At 69.6% G+C, this 17,571-nt stretch carries 18 protein-coding genes; 5 read left to right on the top strand and 13 right to left on the bottom strand.

What is annotated here, in order from left to right:
- Positions 1-70: 70 nt before the first annotated feature.
- From HEQ16_03300 to HEQ16_03280, 5 genes are read right to left on the bottom strand one after another with little or no spacing between them, the layout of a single operon-like run.
- Positions 71-928, bottom strand: coding sequence for a DUF3306 domain-containing protein (locus tag HEQ16_03300; protein ID MCO4053084.1), 858 nt, complete (start codon positions 926-928; stop codon positions 71-73).
- A 3-nt stretch (positions 929-931) separates the two neighbouring features.
- A complete protein-coding gene (locus HEQ16_03295; protein ID MCO4053083.1) occupies positions 932-1,480 on the bottom strand; it encodes a DUF3305 domain-containing protein in 549 nt (182 codons plus the stop codon).
- Positions 1,481-1,489: 9 nt separating this feature from the next.
- Positions 1,490-2,494 carry a hypothetical protein gene (locus tag HEQ16_03290; GenBank protein ID MCO4053082.1) on the bottom strand — a complete coding sequence of 335 codons (1,005 nt, stop codon included), beginning with the start codon at positions 2,492-2,494 and terminating at the stop codon, positions 1,490-1,492.
- Positions 2,491-3,051 carry a hypothetical protein gene (locus tag HEQ16_03285; protein MCO4053081.1) on the bottom strand — a complete coding sequence of 187 codons (561 nt, stop codon included), beginning with the start codon at positions 3,049-3,051 and terminating at the stop codon, positions 2,491-2,493. The genes HEQ16_03290 and HEQ16_03285 overlap by 4 nt, the downstream gene beginning before the upstream one ends.
- Positions 3,048-3,779, bottom strand: a complete 732-nt coding sequence (locus tag HEQ16_03280) for a hypothetical protein (GenBank protein ID MCO4053080.1) — start codon at positions 3,777-3,779, stop codon at positions 3,048-3,050. The genes HEQ16_03285 and HEQ16_03280 overlap by 4 nt, the downstream gene beginning before the upstream one ends.
- A 213-nt stretch (positions 3,780-3,992) precedes the next feature.
- Between HEQ16_03280 and HEQ16_03275 the strand changes: the two genes are divergently transcribed.
- Positions 3,993-6,035, top strand: a complete 2,043-nt coding sequence (locus HEQ16_03275) for a 4Fe-4S binding protein (protein ID MCO4053079.1) — start codon at positions 3,993-3,995, stop codon at positions 6,033-6,035.
- A gap of 3 nt (positions 6,036-6,038) precedes the next feature.
- Here the strand turns inward: HEQ16_03275 and HEQ16_03270 are convergent, their stop codons facing one another.
- Together HEQ16_03270 and apaG are read right to left on the bottom strand one after the other, a co-directional pair.
- Positions 6,039-7,322, bottom strand: coding sequence for a c-type cytochrome (locus tag HEQ16_03270; protein MCO4053078.1), 1,284 nt, complete (start codon positions 7,320-7,322; stop codon positions 6,039-6,041).
- Positions 7,323-7,383: 61 nt separating this feature from the next.
- Positions 7,384-7,776, bottom strand: coding sequence for a Co2+/Mg2+ efflux protein ApaG (gene apaG / locus HEQ16_03265; protein MCO4053077.1), 393 nt, complete (start codon positions 7,774-7,776; stop codon positions 7,384-7,386).
- Positions 7,777-7,914: 138 nt separating this feature from the next.
- On the opposite strand from apaG, the gene HEQ16_03260 reads away from it, so the two are divergent.
- On the top strand, positions 7,915-8,523 hold the full coding sequence (locus HEQ16_03260; protein MCO4053076.1) for a CDP-alcohol phosphatidyltransferase family protein: 609 nt from the start codon (positions 7,915-7,917) through the stop codon (positions 8,521-8,523).
- 108 nt (positions 8,524-8,631) lie between these two features.
- Positions 8,632-9,720, top strand: coding sequence for a 2'-deoxycytidine 5'-triphosphate deaminase (locus tag HEQ16_03255; GenBank protein ID MCO4053075.1), 1,089 nt, complete (start codon positions 8,632-8,634; stop codon positions 9,718-9,720).
- Positions 9,721-9,742: 22 nt separating this feature from the next.
- On the opposite strand, the gene HEQ16_03250 is transcribed toward HEQ16_03255, so the two are convergent.
- Positions 9,743-10,753 carry a hypothetical protein gene (locus tag HEQ16_03250; GenBank protein MCO4053074.1) on the bottom strand — a complete coding sequence of 337 codons (1,011 nt, stop codon included), beginning with the start codon at positions 10,751-10,753 and terminating at the stop codon, positions 9,743-9,745.
- 33 nt (positions 10,754-10,786) lie between these two features.
- Between HEQ16_03250 and infA the strand changes: the two genes are divergently transcribed.
- A complete protein-coding gene (gene infA / locus HEQ16_03245) occupies positions 10,787-11,062 on the top strand; it encodes a translation initiation factor IF-1 (GenBank protein ID MCO4053073.1) in 276 nt (91 codons plus the stop codon).
- A gap of 60 nt (positions 11,063-11,122) precedes the next feature.
- Here the strand turns inward: infA and HEQ16_03240 are convergent, their stop codons facing one another.
- The 3 genes from HEQ16_03240 to genX are packed head-to-tail and all read right to left on the bottom strand — an operon-like array spanning position 11,123 to position 14,570.
- Positions 11,123-12,319 (bottom strand): TIGR03862 family flavoprotein, encoded by a 1,197-nt coding sequence (locus tag HEQ16_03240; GenBank protein MCO4053072.1) that lies wholly within the window; start codon positions 12,317-12,319, stop codon positions 11,123-11,125.
- A 44-nt stretch (positions 12,320-12,363) separates the two neighbouring features.
- Complete coding sequence (locus HEQ16_03235; GenBank protein ID MCO4053071.1) at positions 12,364-13,482, bottom strand: lysine-2,3-aminomutase-like protein; 1,119 nt, start codon at positions 13,480-13,482, stop codon at positions 12,364-12,366.
- 14 nt (positions 13,483-13,496) lie between these two features.
- Positions 13,497-14,570, bottom strand: coding sequence for an EF-P lysine aminoacylase GenX (genX, locus tag HEQ16_03230; protein MCO4053070.1), 1,074 nt, complete (start codon positions 14,568-14,570; stop codon positions 13,497-13,499).
- A gap of 93 nt (positions 14,571-14,663) precedes the next feature.
- Here genX and efp point away from each other — a divergent pair, with 93 nt between their 5' ends.
- Positions 14,664-15,233: an elongation factor P gene (gene efp, locus HEQ16_03225; protein MCO4053069.1), complete on the top strand. Its 570-nt coding sequence runs from the start codon at positions 14,664-14,666 to the stop codon at positions 15,231-15,233.
- Positions 15,234-15,251: 18 nt separating this feature from the next.
- On the opposite strand, the gene HEQ16_03220 is transcribed toward efp, so the two are convergent.
- The gene (locus HEQ16_03220; GenBank protein ID MCO4053068.1) at positions 15,252-16,358 is read right to left on the bottom strand and encodes an NAD(P)/FAD-dependent oxidoreductase; all 1,107 of its coding nucleotides are present in this window, start codon (positions 16,356-16,358) and stop codon (positions 15,252-15,254) included.
- Between the two features lie 8 nt (positions 16,359-16,366).
- Complete coding sequence (locus HEQ16_03215) at positions 16,367-17,545, bottom strand: amidohydrolase (GenBank protein ID MCO4053067.1); 1,179 nt, start codon at positions 17,543-17,545, stop codon at positions 16,367-16,369.
- Positions 17,546-17,571: the final 26 nt, after the last annotated feature.

Raw genomic sequence — 17,571 nt, 5'->3', positions numbered from 1 at the left:
AGCCGTCCGAACTGATAATGAGCGGTTATCACGGAAATTTGCAACCATTCCAAAGTCGGCAATAACCGATTTAAATTGGGGTGGCGCCGCCTCCACGGCGCCTTGGCAGGCCCATTGCACCGGGTTTTTCAGTGATTTGAGCCTTATCCTCAGGCCCGACCATGTTGCGGTGCATCGCAACGGAACCGGCCGCAAGCGTGGCTGATGGCGTATTCTGACGTATTTCGGGTGAACTTCCCCCGCATTCCGAAATGTCACCCTCATGGGCCTCAAGCGAATCATGTTGCGCCGCAGCATCGGTTAGCCGGAGCGCATTCGGAGGCTCCACCTCACCCCCCTGCGACTCATTGTCACGATTCGTGCCAGGCCCCGCGAATTCGTCCGGAATTGCAGCCTCGCCGCCGACCGCGGCCTCCGACACGGGCGAATCCGGCCTGGAAGCGGGCTTGCTGAACACCTCGCCGAGGAAGGCGCGCGCCTGCTCGATGTCTGACTCGCTCAAGGGGCCATAGCCCGGCGCCCCGCCAGGGCTGTTGTAGTCATAGGCATAATCGAGCGCCGGGCTGACATAGTCGCGGATGGCGGGGTCCGCCATCCAGAGGGTGCGCAGCGCTTGCCGGCGCAGCGCTTCGGGCACGCCGCGCCGCATGAAGGGCGACAAATCCGCGCCCGGGCCCAGCGACGCCACATCGGGCAGCGTCTTGAGCCATTCCTCATCGATCAACTCGCCCGTTTCCGGATCACGCGGGCGCGTGTCTTCGTCGGGCGCGGCGGCCGGAGGCGTCGCAGCCTCAAGGGTTGGCGCCGGAGCGGCTGGCTGCCCCGGTTCGCGCTTGCGGCGCGACCAGCGCGCGAGGAAGCCTTCCTCGCCCCCGGACGAGGCGAGCCCCTGCATGGCGCCCTGGCCAGGATCGTCCTTCGCGCTCATCGCTCAATCATCCCCATCATCGGGCTGGCCGATCGGGCGGCCGCCTTCGGTGAGCGGCGCACGGGTCTGCTGCGTTCCGGGCGTGAAGGCGTTGCGGCCGGCCTTGTCGCGCTTGCGCTTGACGAAGGGGCGCTCGACATGGTGCGCGTGGTAGAAATCCAGCACATGCTCCGCGATGCCGTCGGGCATCGGAACGGCCTCGACCACGTCGCCCATGCCCTCGAGAAAACCCTCGCCCTCGCTGGGGTCGGCCGTGACGCCGACCAGTTCGAGCGGCGGCTCGATGCCGGTGGGCCGCACGCTCACCCAGAGCTTGCCCGCGCCGGGAACGAAGTTCTCGATGAGGTGGCCCGTGTCAGACGAGTAAAGGCTCAGCGCGGCCGGGCCGAGATAGAAGCGCTCGACCCCGCCCTCGCGCCCGAGCGAGGTCCATGGCGGAACGTCCGGCGCATCGGGCAACACCGCGACCGGCGCCCAGACATGGTCCACCCAGGGGTTGTCGATGCTGCGGCGCTCGACCACCACGCCGACCATCTTGTGCGAGACAGCCATGACCCCTCCTCAATTGCCCGAAAGCAGCGGCAGGCCGGTGACGAGATTGTGCGGCTTGAGCCTGAGATGCCGGTCCTCGGTCATGGCCATGATGAGATAGACAGGCTTGTCGCGCGCCACCTCGGTGACGCGGGAGTTCTCAACGAAGCGCAGGCGGAACAGGCCGACGACGCGCGCCTGCAACTCGGGCGGCACGGCCTTGCCGGCCCACAGGGCGTTGCCGATCCGGGTTGCGTCCGAATCGAGCCCCACGAACCAGCGCCAGTCGCCATCCTCGATGCGATCGAGCGGCTCCACGGTGACCGTGACGCCATGCAGATGACGGATCCAGATGGCGAGCGCGCGCGCCATGGCGGCGCGGCCGGACGGCTCGCCGCCCAGGTCGAGCACCATGTCGAAGGCATCCGAGCGCTGCCAGTAGCCCTCGGCATTGGCGGGCTTGAGCACATCGAGCTTCCTGGAGGCGGCCTCGCCCATCATGGACAGGAGCGGCGAGGCATGCCGCTCCTCCTCGTGCAGTTCGACGATGTCGGAATCGGCGAGAAGGATGGTGCCATCCTGAACGGTGACGCGCTGGGAGCGATAAAAGCACTCCGCCGCGCGGACCACGAAGGGATCGTCGCAATCATCGAGCGCGTTGCGCAGGATGACATGGGCGATCTGCAGCATGAAGAGCGGTGGAACGCCCTTCCAGCCATCGCGCGTCAGGGCGACATAGGCCGCCTCAAGCGTGGGCGCGGCCCTGAGGCGGTCGCGGAAGGCGAGCATGAAACCCCAGTTCTCGCGCGCGTCGGCGTCTTCGATGGCTGCGATCTCGGCGGCCGTGACCGCGGCGCGCGGGTCGTCGAGCAGCCGCGCGTGGAGCGCCCGCTCGGCGGCGCAGGCATCCTCGGGGGGGATCAGCTCCTTGCGGGCGAGATAGGCCTTCAGATACTCGTCCGTGACGAGCAGGCCGCCCGAGGCGTCATGTTCGAGCAGGACATGGCCGGACGAGGCCCAGAAATGCTTGCTCATCGGGCCTTGTCCTTCATCATCGCCAGAAGGTCGACATGTTCGGTGACCTCATCCGCGTCCCCCTCGACCTCGAAGAAATCGAAGGCGCGGAAGCCGCCCTTCGGCGCACCGGCGCCAAGGGCCTCGGCGCGGGGGGTCAGGGTGCGGAAGCGCTCGCGCGGTTCGCCATCCTCGATCGAACGATGGACGGCGACCAGCGTCTGCTCGGGATGGTCGCACAGCGCGGCCGAGAAGGCGATCTCCTCCTCGGCGGCGGCGCGGGCCGTGTCGATGTCAGGCGCGCCAAGCTCACGCATGAAGGCGGCGGCGAGCGCGGTCACCAGCGCCTCGCGCTCGTCAGGCCTGATCGGACTGACGACGGCGAGCGTCGACCATCCGAACGAGGCGGCGCCCAGAAACCCCGAGCGGAAGGCGGCGCGCTCCTTGGGGCCCAGCGCCTCGATGTCGGCATCGATGAACATGAAGGAGCCCGGCACGGCCCATTCGCCCGGCTCGGCGGCCTTGGCGAAGACGAAGGTGTCGGAAGGGTCCAGCCGGATGGTGCGCAGCAGCTTCACAGCTTGGGCTCCCCGCGCCCGGGGTCGAACCAGTCGGCCCGCGCCAGCGCCTGCTCAAGGCTGCGCCGCTCCTCGCCGCCCTGGCTCTTCACCACGAGGTCGCCATCGGGCTCGATGCCGTGACGCAGACCCTGTTCGCGGCCGAGCCGGTCGAGGAAGCGCTTGACCACCGCCTTCGGCCCGCGCGTGAGCCATTCATCAGAGCCGAGCATCAGGTGGCGGCAGAAGCTCTCCACCAGATCGACCGGCGTGACGCCCTCGAAGCCGAGTTCGTCCATGGCGATGCCGGCGCCGGGCGCGGCAGAGCGCAGGCCTGAATCCATGTCCACCAGCGAAGCGGCGCGCAACATGGCGCCGAACACGACCCAGCGCGGGGTCTCGTGCTCGGCGCAATCCGCCGGCCAGGCGGTGCGCCCGCCACCGATCAGCCCATGGTCGACCAGGAGCGCATCCGGCCAGGCGAAGATCATCGGCCGCTCCGCCGGGCCATGCACGGCCACGGCGTCGGCGAGCGCATTCATGCCCATGTAATGCGCGAGCCGCGCGGTGCGCAGCGGCGCCTCGGGCTCCAGCACCACCGCGAACTCGACCAGATCATAGCGGCGCACGAAGACCAGCGAGGCCGCCCCCAGCTCGTCGGCATGAGCCACGGCATGGGCGAAGGCATCGCCTGACTCGCGCAAGGGGGCGCAGGTGAAGCCAGGCGGCAGCAGCGGGTCGCGCCGCATGGACGCCTGCCGGGATGACGCGCTCGCTGACATCTATGCGATCCTCGGATTGTCATGCCCAAACCAGTCGGCCCGGCTTTTTGCGGCGACGCCGGCTGTTTTGAATTCGTTCAGTTCCATATAAGACGCCCTCAGCGCAAGTGCAGGGGCCGGGATCGACGTGCCGGCCCGGCAGCGCGGCGCCAGCGAAAAGAACCGGACCAGGAGGATTTCATGGCCGAACCCACGCGCATCGTCGCCGTCTGCAGTTGCGAGGACACGATGCCGCTCGACGTGGCGGCCATTGCCAAAGGCTGCGGGGATGCCTCGCTCAAGACGGCTCGCCATCTGTGCCGCAGCCAGGTCGACAGCTTCAAGGCCATGCTGTCGTCCGGCGCCTCGGAAATCACGGTCGCCTGCACGCAGGAAGCGCCGCTCCTCGCAGAGATCGCCGAGGACCTCGCCTTTCCGGGCGAGGTGCGTTTCACCAATATCCGCGAGTTGGCCGGCTGGTCCGACCAGGCCCGCGATGCCGGGCCGAAGATGGCGGCCCTGCTCGCCGCCTCGGCCGAGCCGATGGCGCCGACGCGCTTCGCCACCCTGTCGAGCGCCGGCGTTGCGCTGATCTACGGGAGCGACGACACCGCCATCGAGGTAGCGCGGCGGCTGTCCGACAGCCTCGACGTGACGGTGATCCTGACGCGGCCGGGCGACATCACGCCGCCGCGCGTGGCGGATTTCCCCGTGTTCCGCGGCACGGTGGCTGGCGCGACGGGCTGGCTCGGCGCCTTCGAGCTGACCATCGACGATTTTGCCGCCGCCGCGCCATCCTCGCGCGCCCGGCTGGCATTCGGCGAGACGCGAAACGGCGCCAAATCCTCCTGCGACCTCGTGATCGACGTTTCCGGCGGCCGGCCGCTGTTCACCGGGGATCACCTGCGCGAGGGCTATCTCCGCGCCGACCCGCGCGACCGGGCAGCCATCGAGGCGCTGACAGCCCGCGCCGCGACGCTTGTCGGCGAGTTCGACAAGCCGGCCTATGTGAACCTCGAACAGGGGCTGTGCGCCCATTCACGCTCGCGCAAGACCGGCTGCACGCGCTGCCTCGAATTGTGCCCCGCCGGCGCCATCACCTCGATGGGCGATCATGTCGCCGTCTCCGCCGAGATCTGCGCTGGCTGCGGGGCCTGCGCCTCGGTGTGCCCCACTGGCGCGATCACCTATGCGCTGCCCCCGTCCGACGTGGTGCTGCGCAAGCTGCGCACGCTCATCACCACCCATGTCGAGGCCGGCGGACGCCCGCCCGTGCTGCTCGTCCATGACGGCGACCATGGCGAGCCGCTGATCGAGGCGCTGGCGCGCTTCGGGCGCGGGCTGCCCGCGCATGTGCTGCCGCTCAGGCTCAACGAGGTGACGCAGGCGGGGCTGGAGCTCAGCGCCGCGGCGCTCGCCTTCGGCGCCGCGGCCGTGCGCTTCCTCGTCAGGGGCAAGGCGAAGCACGACCTCTCGGGCCTCGCCCGCAACATCGACTACGCCAACACGCTCGGCGCCGCGCTGGGCTATGGCGAAGGCCGCGCCGGGCTGATCGAGACCGATGATCCCGATGCGCTGCGGCAGGCGCTCGACCTGCCAAGCCCCGGCATGCCGAGCCCGAACCCGGCGCGCTTCCGGCCCATGGGCCAGGGCCGCCAGCTGCTCAAGACCACGATCGGCGAGCTGCACCGCGCCGCGCCCGCGCCGGTCGAGGCCGTGGCGATGCCGGCGCGCGCGCCCTTCGGCGGGCTCGAGATCAATGTCGATGGCTGCACGCTGTGCCTGGCCTGCGTCTCCGCCTGCCCGGTTCAGGCCCTGCAGGACGACAAGGACAAGCCGACGCTGAAATTCCAGGAGGACCTGTGCGTGCAGTGCGGGCTGTGCGCCGCCACCTGCCCCGAGAAGGTCATCACGCTGGAGCCGCGCATAGACTTCAAGGCCTGGGCGGAACCGGCGCGGGTGGTGAAGCAGGAGGAGCCGGCCCACTGCATCCAGTGCGGCAAGGGCTTCGGCGTGCAGTCCACCATCAACCGCATCGTGGCCAAGCTCGAGAACAAGCACTGGATGTTCGCCGGCGACATGGCCAGGCGCGCCTCGCTGATCCGCATGTGCGAGGATTGCCGCGTCGAGGTCGTCGTCAACGAGAGCTTCGATCCGCACGAGAACCGGCCGCGCCCGAGCCCGCGCACGACGGAGGACTACCTGCGCGAACGGCGGGAGCGCGGGGAGGACCCGCTCGGCTGAGCCTCAGCGCGTCACCTTCTCCAGCCAGTCCACCAGCGCCTTGCGGTCCTCGGCGGAGATGATGACCTGCTCGGGCATCTTGGTGCCGGGCGTCATGGCGTTGGGCCCGATCTCGAACAGGCGCGCGATGGTCTCGCGGCTCCAGATGATGTCCATCTGCTGCAACGCAGGCGAGAAGGCGTAGCCCGGCGCTGTACCGATGCGGCGGCCCATGACACCGTGCAGGGTGGGCCCGGCCCGCGCGCCGTCATCGGGCGTCAGGGTGTGGCAGGCGGCGCAGGCGCGAAACACCTGCGCGCCGCGCTCGCCCCGGAAAGCCTCGAGCGGATCGGCGCCAGCGCGCGGCACCACCGCGCCGATATGCTCGCCGGTGCTCGCGTTCCAGCGGCGCACAAGCCGGTCGGCCCCGCCCGAGAGCACCTCCGCGCCATCCGGCGTGAAGGCGAGCGACCAGACCGGCAGCCCCGGCCCGACCAGATTGGCGCGCACCGTCTTCGAGCGGCGATCGATGATGGAGACATTGCCCCTGATGCCGCCGGTGGCCAGGGCTGAGCCGTCGCGCGTGATGGACAGCGCCACGAGCGGGGTCTCGGCGATGGCGAGTTCGGCGCCGGCCGCGCCATCGGCGCCGACGAAGCGCAGGCGGCCATCGGCGCCCGCCACCGCAGCCTCGCCATCGGGCGCGGCGACAACGCTGTTGAGCACGGCTGGCAAGGTGACGATGCGCGCCGGCGCGCCATCGGCGGTCCAGAAGCGCAGCGTCGCGTCATAGCCCGCCGTGACGACGCCGCCGCCCGGCAGGAAGGCGATGCCGTTGACCTGGCCGCGATGCCCCTCAAGCACCCGCGCCTCGCCGCCGCCAAGCGGGGTGAGCCGCGCCGTGCCGTCCCAGGAGGCGGAGCCGATGACGCCGCCATCCGGGGAAAGGGCAAGCGCCGCGACAGGCGCGGAATGGCCGGTGACGATGCGATCCGGCGCGGCCTGGCCGACGCGCCAGATGGCGATGCGCCCATCCTCCCCGGCGCTGGCGAAGCGGCCGTCGGCCAGCGCAAGGGCGGCGTTCACCGAGCCCTCGTGGAACCGCAGCACCGCCTCGGCCACGCCCGCCCGCAGCCGCCACAGGATCACGGACTGGTCGAACGAGCCCGTGATGGCGAACGCGCCATCGGGCGAGACGGCCACGGCCCTGACAGGACCGCCATGGCCACGCAGCTCCTGCGCGCTCATCGGGAGGGGCCAGGCGGCGGAGACGGCGAGGGCGAGAGCAGCGGCGAGCAGACGAGGCATGGATGGCAGCATAGACCGCTTCACGGCTGATTTGCGACGGGGAAGCCCATGCATCCGAGCCTCAGTGCAGCGTGACGCGGGCGTGCGGGCTCTGCAGCGGGAATGGCGGGATCACGGCATCGAAGCGGCCGCCATCCTCCATCAGCATCTCGAAGGTGCCGGTCATCGAGCCATGCGGCGTGGCCAGCGGACAGCCGGAGGTGTAGCGGAAGCGCTCGCCCGCGCGCAGCACAGGCTGCTCCCCGACCACGCCCGGCCCCTTCACCTCGTGAAGCTGGCCGTTGCCATCGGTGATGCGCCAGTGCCGCGAGACGAGCTGCACCGTTTCGGCGGCGTTGTTCACGATCTCGATGGTGTAGGCCCAGAAAAAGCGCTGATCGGCCGGGGACGATTCCGTCTCCATGAATTCGGGCGTCACAGAGATGTGAACGCCCCGCGTCGTGGCGTTGTACATGATGGCACCTTTCGAGGCTGCACAAGGCTTGACCATATCGTATCTGGCGGCAAAGGCGGTGTCATGCCCGCTCTGGCCGTCAGGGCCTGCGACACGCGAGCCCGCCCGGCCGCCCAGGCCCGCCACCGAGGAGGACCGATGCTCGACGGCATCATGCGGCGCATCATCGATCCTCCGCTTCTTGAGATGGGACGCGCGCTGGCGCGGCGCGGCGTCACCGCCGATGCCGTGACGCTTCTGGGCCTCGCCTGCGGGGTGGGCTGCGCGGCGGCGATCTGGCTGCGGCTCGACCTTCTGGCGCTGGTTCTGCTCGGGCTCGGCCGCTTCTGCGACGGGCTGGACGGAGCCATCGCCGAGGCGCGCCGCCGCACCGATCGGGGCGGCTTCCTCGACATCGTCTGCGACTTCGCCTTCTACGGTGCGGTGCCGCTGGCCTTCGCGCTGCGGGACCCGGCCCTCAACGCCCTGCCGGCGGCGGTGCTGCTCGCCAGCTTCTACCTCAACGGCGCGACATTCCTCGCCTATGCGGCGCTTGCCGCGAAGCGCGGCCTCGAGACGACGAGCCGCGGGCACAAGAGCCTGTATTTTACCGCCGGCCTGGCGGAGGGATCGGAGACCATCCTCGTCTTCGTCGCCATGCTGCTCGCGCCTGACTGGTTCTGCGTGCTGGCCTATGCCTTTGCCCCGCTGGTGCTCGCCACAGCGATCAGCCGCAGCCTGATCGCCTGGGCGACGTTCCGCGATTGACGGCTTTCCCCGGCTTTTGCATCGATGCCTGTTGCGATTTCGGGCGTGAGGCGTAAGAAGCGTTGATCCTGACCTCGCCTTCACGCTCACGCCATGAACCCCAGCCCGATGACGCCGATCCTGCCCGGCATCCAGTCCGACGAGACGATCGCGGCCATGATCGCCTCGGGCGTGGTCCGCACCGGCGTGCCGCCCGTGGAAGGGCAGATCCAGCCCTCCAGCCTCGAACTGAGGCTGGGCCGCCGCGCCTGGCGGGTGCGGGCCAGCTTCCTGCCCGGCCGTGAACGGCTGCTGCGCCAGCGCCTCGACCAGTTGGCGCTGCACGAGATCGACCTCACCGCCGGGGCCGTGCTCGAGACCGGCTGCGTCTACATCGCCGAACTGCTCGAAAGCCTCGCGCTGCCGGCAGGGCTTGCGGCCTCGGCCAATCCGAAAAGCTCGACCGGCCGCCTTGATGTGTTCACGCGCGTCATCACCGACCGCTCGCGCGAGTTCGACGTGGTCGAGGAAGGCTATCACGGGCCGCTCTACATCGAGATCAGCCCGCGCACCTTCCCCATCCTGGCGCGCACCGGCTCGCGGCTGAGCCAGATCCGCTTCAGGGCAGGGGGCGCGCGGCTTGACGACGCGGAGCTGGCCGAACTGCACGGCCGCGAGACGCTTGTGGCCTCGGCCGAGCCCAACATCCAGGGCGGCGTGGCGGTCAGCGTGGACCTGTCCGGCTTCGACGGCGTGATCGGCTACCGCGCCAGGCGCCATACGGGGCTGATCGATGTCGACCGGGTCGGCGCCTATCGCGTGGCCGAGTTCTGGGACAGGCTCGATGCCGACGGCTCGGGCTCGCTGATCCTCGATCCGGGCCAGTTCTACATCCTGGCCTCGAAGGAGGCGGTGCATGTGCCGCCCGACTATGCCTGCGAGATGATGCCGTTCGACGCGCTGGTGGGCGAGTTCCGCGTGCACTATGCCGGTTTCTTCGATCCGGGCTTCGGCCATGCCGGCGCGGGCGGGGCCGGGGCGCGGGCGGTGCTGGAAGTGCGCTCGCGCGATGTGCCGTTCATCCTCGAGGACGGGCAGGTGGTGGGCCGGCTGGTCTATGAGCGCATGGCGCGCCGGCCAAGGGCGCTGTACGGCGCGGACCTCAAGTCGAACTATCAGGGCCAGTCGCTCAAGCTCTCCAAGCATTTCAGCGGCTGAGGCGGGCTCAGGCCTGTCTTGGTCAGGCCTCCGTGGCGCCGATCGTCATCCAGCCGGACAGGGCCTCTCCGGGCGCCAGCGAAGCCAGCGGCGTGACGGCGCGCGCAGCCGCTTCGCTCGGCGCGCCGATGCCATGGCTCTGGGGCTCGAAGCAGACGAAATCCGCACCGGGAGGGCTCCACAGCACCGGGTGGCGCAGGCTGTGGTCGGCCGCGATGACGATCGAGAGGCCTGAAGCGCGCGAGGTGAAAAGCGCCTCCCCCGTCCAGTCAATGAGGCTCTGCGCCACCTCCTCGCCCACAGGCAGGCTCGCGCCCGCGCCAAAGCGCCCGCCGCCGGGCAGATCCACCACGCCGGTCGCGCGATAGCCAGGGCCGAGGGCGAGCGCCTGGCGCGCGCGGATGGTCAGGATCGTATCCGGCGCGCGCGGCAGCCAGGGATGAAAGCCGATGCCGAAGGGCAAGGCCTCATCGCCCGTGTTGGTGACGGCCAGGAGGAGCCGCGCGCCGCCGGCCTGAAGGCCGATGTCGAGCGTCGCCGCATAGGCATAGGGCGCTGCGGCATCCGCCGCCCGCTCATGGCGCAGCCTGGCGCTGTCACGGCCTTGCGCAACCACCTGCCAGGGCGATTGCCAGCCGAAGCCATGAATGGCCGAGCCAGTGGCCGGATCGTTTAACGGGAGCTGGATGCGGCGTTGGCCATCATCCACGATGCCGCCGAAGGCGCGATTGGCGAAGGGCACCATCGGCCAGAGCCCGAAACGGTTGGGCTGGGCAGTCTGCGGGTTCAGCCCGGCCGGGCTGAACAGCAGATCGTGAACGGCGCCCGAGGGCGCGCGCCAGCGAAGCTGCGTGACGACGGCTCCGCAGGCCGGGCCGATCATGGCCTCGAAGCCATGGGCCGCCAGCGCGATCATCGGGCGCCCGCCCACGGGCGCAGCCCCCGGCATGGGCAGGACGGCGGCATTGCGTGCATCATGCTTTTCCTTTTCGACGCGAAGCGCTATGAGCAGCGCACGGAAGCGGGCCGACATGGCCTCGACACGCAAAAACCGGATGGAGTCTGGATGGCAAAGGAAGAGCTGCTCGAGTTTGATGGAACTGTCGCTGAAGTGCTGCCGGACGGCCATTTCCGCGTCAAGCTGGACAATGACCACATCGTGCTGGCCTATGCCGCCGGCAAGATGAAGAAGAACCGCATCCGCACCATTGCGGGGGATCGCGTCGTCGTGGAAATGTCGCCCTACGATCTCGATCGCGGCCGGATCAACTTCCGGCAGAAGACCGCAGCTGTGGGCGCGCCCGCTGGCGGCAATCGGCGGCCTCCGCCGCGCCGGCGCTGAGATCGGCGCTGAGATCGGCGCTGACATCGGCTCGGTCCGGCATGCGGACCGGACCCACCCTCACGCTTCGAGCGGCCTGCCAAGCCAGGCCAGCGCCCCATGCGCGGCGGCGACGCCGCTGGCGAAGCTGGCCTGAAGCAGATAGCCCCCCGTCGGGGCTTCCCAGTCCAGCATCTCGCCGGCGGCGAAGATGCCGGGCCTGGCTCTCAGCATCAGGCGTTCATCGAGTTCCGCGCGGCTGACGCCCCCGGCCGACGAGATCGCACGATCGAAGGCGGACAAGCCGGTTACCGCAAAGGCGGCGGCCTTGATGCGCCGCGCCAGCGCGCTGGGCCCGGCGGGCAAGGGTCCCGCCTCCCGCACGAGGCCTGCCGCCACGGGCGACAGGCCGGCGCGCTTGCGCAGGATCGTCGCCATCGAGGCCCCGCCGCGCGGGCCATCAAGCCTGAGCGCCAGCGCATCGAGCGCGATGTCGGGCCTCAGATCGATGGTGAGCGTCGTGGTGGGGGCGCCGTCAAGCGCCGCGCGGATGGCCGCCCCGAGCGCATAGACCACACCGCCCTCGAGCCCGTCCCGCGTCAGCACCGCCTCGCCGCGCAGCGTGCGGCCTTGATGGGTGAGCGCGATGCGCTTGAGCGGCTCGCCGTGGAACCGCTCGCGCAGCACGGACGACCAGCCGATCCTGACACCGACATTGGCAGGCCTGAGCGGGACGACCGCAATGCCCTGCTCGCTCAGCAGCGGCGCCCAGGCGCCATTGGAGCCCAGCCGTGGCCAGCTCGCACCGCCCATGGCCAGGATCACGACATCCGGACGCGCCTGCGTCTCGCCTTCGGGGCCGGCGAGGCGCAGCGCGCCGGCAGCGGTCCAGCCACGCCATTCCGAGCGGGTCACGATACGCACGCCGAGCGCGTCGAGCCGCGACAGCCAGGCGCGCAGCAGGGGCGAGGTCTTGAAGCCCTGCGGAAAGACGCGCCCCGATGAGCCGACGAAGGTGGGTTGGCCCAGCCCCTCCGACCACGCGATGAGCGCGGCCGGGGGATATCCGGCGAGCAGCGGGGCGACCCAGTCCGCCGCCTCGCCATAACGGCCGGCAAATCTTTCCATCGGCTCGGAATGGGTGAGGTTGAGGCCGCCGCGCCCGGCCATCAGGAACTTGCGGGCGACCGAGGGCATGCGCTCATGCACGGTGACGGAGAGGCCCGCGCGCGCCAGCGTCTCGGCCGCGATGAGGCCGGCAGGGCCGGCGCCGATGATGGCAGCGCTGTGCGGCGATGCGGCGGACTGCGAGGCGGGGGCGGTCAAGCGAGCGGCTCCGAAAGAGCGCCGGAGGGAGGCGGATAGGCATGCGCCACGCCGTGCCTGTCCGTGACGCGCCAGCTCCCGTCCGGCTGGGGGGCAAGATAATCGGGGCCGATGGGCGCCTTGCCGTGGCCGCCGGGGATGTCGAGCACATAGAGTGGCTGGGCGAGACCCGAGAGATGACCCCGCAGCGCCCGCATGATCGCCTGCCCTTCGGCGATCGAAAGGCGGAAATGCGCAGTGCCAGGGGCGAGATCCGGGTGGTGCAGATAATAGGGCGTCACCCGGTTCTCGACGAAGGCGCGCATCAGCGCCGCCAGCGTCCCGGGGTCTGCATTGACGCCGCGAAGCAGCACGGACTGGCTCACGAGCGCGATGCCGGCATCGGCAAGCCGCGCCAGCGCCTGCCGGGCGGCGGGCGTGAATTCGCGCGGATGATTGGCATGGACGCCGACATAGACCGCCTTGCCGCCCAGCTTTAGCGCGCGCACCAAGGCGTGCGTGATCCGGCCCGGATCGACCAGCGGAACGCGGCTGTGCCACCTGACGACCCGCACATGCGCCATGCCGGCCAGGGCCTGCATCAGCGCCTCGACGCGGCGCGCCGAGAGCATGAGCGGGTCACCGCCCGTCACGATCACCTCCCAGATATCCGGGCGGGAGGCGAGGTAGGCCATGGCGCGGTCGAAGGCGGCTCCGGTCAGAGCGTCGCCGCCCGGGCCCACCATCTCGCGCCGGAAGCAGAAGCGGCAATAGACCGGGCAGGCATGGAGCATCTTGACCAGAGCGCGGTCAGGGTAGCGATGGACGATGCCCTCCACCGGCGAATGGGCCGCGTCGCCGATCGGATCAGGCCTCTCCTCCGGCTCGTTCCGGGCCTCCCTGAGATCGGGAATGAACTGCCGGGCCAGGGGATCATCCGGATGGGCGCCGATGAGCGCCGCCATCTCGGGCGTGACGGCGATGGCGTAGCGCTGCGCCAGCGCCGCGATGGCCGGGGCGTCGGAGGCCGCGATCAGGCCGGCGCGCGCCAGATCGTCGGCGCTGCGCAGCGCGGCCGGGCGGGGCTCAAGGTCAGGCACGGACGGGACAAGGCTCACGGACGGGACAAGGCTCATGGACGGGACAAGGCTCATGCCCGCGTCATGGCCGGTTCCGCCACCGGCGTCCAGATGACATCGGCGACACAGTTCGCGCCGACCGCCATCATCACCAGCCGGTCGAGGCCCAGTGCGACGCCGGCGGTCGGCTGCATCAGCGCCAGCGCCGCCAGCAAATCCTCGTCGATTGGGTAGCGCTCGCCATAGATGGCCTGCTTGAGGTCCATGTCCGCCTCGAAGCGACGGCGCTGCTCGGCCGGATCGGTCAGTTCGGCGAAGGCGTTGGCCAGCTCCACCCCGCAGGCATAAAGCTCGAAGCGCTCCGCAAGGCGAGGATCTCCCGGCTTGGGGCGGGCCAGCGCCGCTTCGCTGATGGGATACTCGCACAGGATGGCGGCGCGTCCGACGCCCAGCTGGGGCTCGACCCGGTCCGAGAGGATGCGGCTGTAGACATCGCTCCAGCTGTCGTCATCGGCGGTGCGCAGGCCGATCGCGTGCGCCTGCCTGACCAGCGCGGCCACGTCGCCCAAGCCGGCGGAATCGAGCGTCGCCATGAGGTCCACACCGGCATGGCGTCGGAAAGCCTCGGCCACGGTGAGGCGCTCGGGCGGGGCGAACGGGTCCATGACGGCGCCGCGATGGCTGAAGCGCTCCGCCCCGGCCGTGCGCGCCGCCAGCGCCAAGAGCTCGGCGGCATCATCCATGAGCTGCTCGTAGGGCTCGCCTGCGCGATACCATTCGAGCATGGTGAACTCGGGATGGTGCAGGGCGCTGCGCTCGCGGTTGCGGAAGACGCGGGCGAAATCGACGATGCGCGTCTCGCCGGCGGCAAGCAGCTTCTTGGCGGCGAATTCGGGCGAGGTGTGCAGATAAAGCCGACGCGACGCGCCATCGAGGCCGACCTCGTCGGTGGCGAAGGCATGAAGATGCGTCTCGTTGCCGGGAGAGACCTGAAGCGCGGCGCCCTCGACCGTGACGAAGCCGCGCGCGGCGAACCAGGCCCGCAGCGAGTCCACGATGCGGTTGCGCCCCAGGAGGAAGGGCCGCCGGCGCTGGTGCTCGTCGCGGCTCCACCAGGTGCGGCCCTTGCCGGATGCAGGCTGCATGGGGCTTTCCTTCAAACACAAAATCTGTCAGTGACGCGGCCGAAATCACCGTTTCGGGCGCGCTCGCGCCAGACTTATTCCCAAGGACATCACGTGACCAGAGTCATCGCCAGCTCCGTGCGCAAGGGCAACATTCTCGAGGTCGAAGGCAGGCTTTACGCCGTCCTCTCCGCCGAGAGCTTCTTCCCCGGCAAGGGCACGCCCACCACGCAGATCGACATGCGCCGGCTTTCGGACGGCGTGAAGACATCGCACCGCTACAAGACCACCGAGCAGGTGGAGCGGGCCTTCGTGGAGGATCGGGAATTCTCCTTCCTCTACCAGGACGGAGAAAATTTCGTCTTCATGAACCCGGAGAACTACGAGCAGCTGACCGTGATGGCCGACGTCGTGGGGGATTACGCGCCCTACCTGCAGGAAGGCATGGTCTGCCAGCTCTCGATCTTCGAGGAGAATGCGGTCGGCATCCAGCTTCCAGCCCGCATCGTGCTCGAAGTCGTGGAGACAGAGCCGGCCATCAAGAACCAGACCGCCTCCTCCTCCTACAAGCCCGCCATCATGAACAATGGCGTCAGGGTCATGGTGCCGCCCCACATCGCCGTCGGCACCCGCATCGTGGTGCAGACCGAGGATGGCACCTATGTGGAACGCGCCAAGGACTGAGGCCGGCCCCACCCCGGCCTAGGCCGCAAGGAGCGCAGCCACCTCATCGCCGATCGCGAGGCTGGCCGTGAGGCCAGGGCTTTCGATGCCGAAGAGCGTCGCGAAGCCTGGCACGCCATGCGCCGCCGGGCCCTCGATCCGGAAATCGGGCATCGGCTCGCCCGGGCCATGCAGCTTGGGCCGGATGCCGGCATAGTCGGGCGCGAGCGCGCCGTCCGGCAGCGCCGGCCAATAGCTCCTGATCGAGGCGTAGAAGCGCCCGGCGCGTGCCGGATCGACCATCAGGTCCTGATCGTGCTCGACCCACTCGACATCTGGCCCGAAGCGCACGCGGCCGCCAAGGTCGAGCGTGGCGTGAACGCCGAGCCCCGCCGCCTCCGGCACGGGATAGACCAGCCGGCGGAATGGCTGGCGACCTGACAACGCGAAGTAATTGCCCTTGGCATAGGCCTGCCGCGGCAGGCGCGCGCGCGGATAAACCTCAAGCAGCGCGGCAAGCGCCGGAGCGCCATGGCCAGCCGCATTGACGAGGCAGCGCGCGCGGATCGAAGCGGGGTCGGGGCCGCCCACCGACACCACGAAGGCGCCCTCCTCGCGGCGCAGCGCCGCGATGGGCGCATGGAAGGCCAGGACGCCGCCGGCATTCTCGATGTCGCCCTGCAGGGACAGCATGAAGGCGTGGGAATCGACGATGCCGGTCGAGGGCGACCACAAGGCGGCGAGCGCCTCGACCTCGGGCTCCATGGCCTTCACCTGCGCGCGGCCGATGATCGAGAGATCGTCCACCCCAGCGGCCTCGCCATGGGCGCGGATCGCGGCGAGCCTCGCGATCTGGCCCTCGGCCGTCGCCACGATGAGCTTGCCGCAGCAGGCATGGCCGATGCCGCGCGCGGAGAGGTAGCGATAGAGCGCCAGCTTGCCTGCGACGCAGAGCCGGGCCTTCAGCGAGCCTTCAGGATAATACAGGCCGGCATGGATGACCTCGCTGTTGCGGGCCGAGGTCTGGGTGCCGATGCCCTCGCGCGCCTCGAGCACCAGCACCTCGCGACCGGCCAGCGCCAGCGCGCGGGCGATGGCGAGGCCGACGACGCCGGCCCCCGCCACGATGCAGTCGACATCCGCCATTGCGCCGATCAGACCGGCATGGCGCTTTCGGCGATCTTCACCCAGTAGGCCACGCCCACGGGAATGGCCTTGTCGTTGAAGTCATAGGCGGGGTGATGCAGCCCGGCGCTGTCGCCATTGCCCATGAAGATGTAGGAGCCCGGCCGCTCCTCCAGCATGAAGGAGAAGTCCTCCGAGCCCATGGTGGGCGGCACGGTCAGGTCGACATTGGCCTCCCCCACGACAGCGCCAGCCGCCTTCGCCGCGAAGTGCGTCTGTTCGGCATGGTTGAAGGTGACAGGATAGCCGCGCTCATACTCGATCGCACAGGTGCAGCCCATGGCGCCGGCAACGCCGGTGACGATGGCGCGCAGGCGCTCCTCGGCGAGATCGTGCATCTCGGCTGTGAGCGTGCGCACCGTGCCCTTGAGCTCAGCGGTCTGCGGAATGACGTTGAAGGCTTCGCCCGCCTTCACGGCCGTGACGGAGATCACCAGCGATTCCAGCGGATTGGCGTTGCGCGAGACCACGCTCTGGAGCGCCATGATGATCTGCGCGCTGGCGACGACCGGATCGATGGACTCGTGCGGCTTGGCCGCATGGCCGCCCCTGCCCTCAAGCTTGATGTGGAAGCGGTCCGCCGCAGCCATCATAGGGCCGGGGCGCACGGCGAAGGCGCCGATGGGCAGTCCGGGCATGTTGTGCAGGCCATAGACCTCCTGAATGCCGAAGCGCGCCATCATGCCGTCCGCGACCATCTCGCGACCGCCGCCGCCGCCCTCTTCCGCCGGCTGGAAGATCATCACGGCCGTCCCGTCGAAATCGCGCGTCTCGGCAAGATACTTCGCGGCGCCCAGCAGCATCGCGGTGTGGCCGTCATGGCCGCAGGCGTGCATCTTGCCCGGCGTGCCGGAGCGATAGGGCAGGTTGGTTTCCTCCTCGATCGGCAGCGCGTCCATGTCGGCGCGCAGGCCGATGACCTTGCCCGAAGCAGGGCCGGCGCCCTTGCCGCGGCCCTTGATCACAGCCACCACGCCGGTGCGGCCGATGCCGGTCACCACCTCGTCGCAGCCGAAGGATTTGAGCTTGTCCGCCACGACCTGCGCGGTTCGATGCACATCGAACAGCAGTTCGGGGTTGCGGTGAAAATCGCGGCGCCACTCGGCGATCTCGCTGGCCATGGCTTCGATGCGGGGATGAATGGTCATGGAGGTTCCGTTCTGGAAGGCTGAAG

It is taken from the genome of Bosea sp. (in: a-proteobacteria) (assembly GCA_023910605.1).
Classification (GTDB): Bacteria; Pseudomonadota; Alphaproteobacteria; order Rhizobiales; family Beijerinckiaceae; genus Allobosea.
Note: the sequence above shows the minus strand (reverse complement) of the source record. Positions and strands in the feature narration are given on the sequence as shown.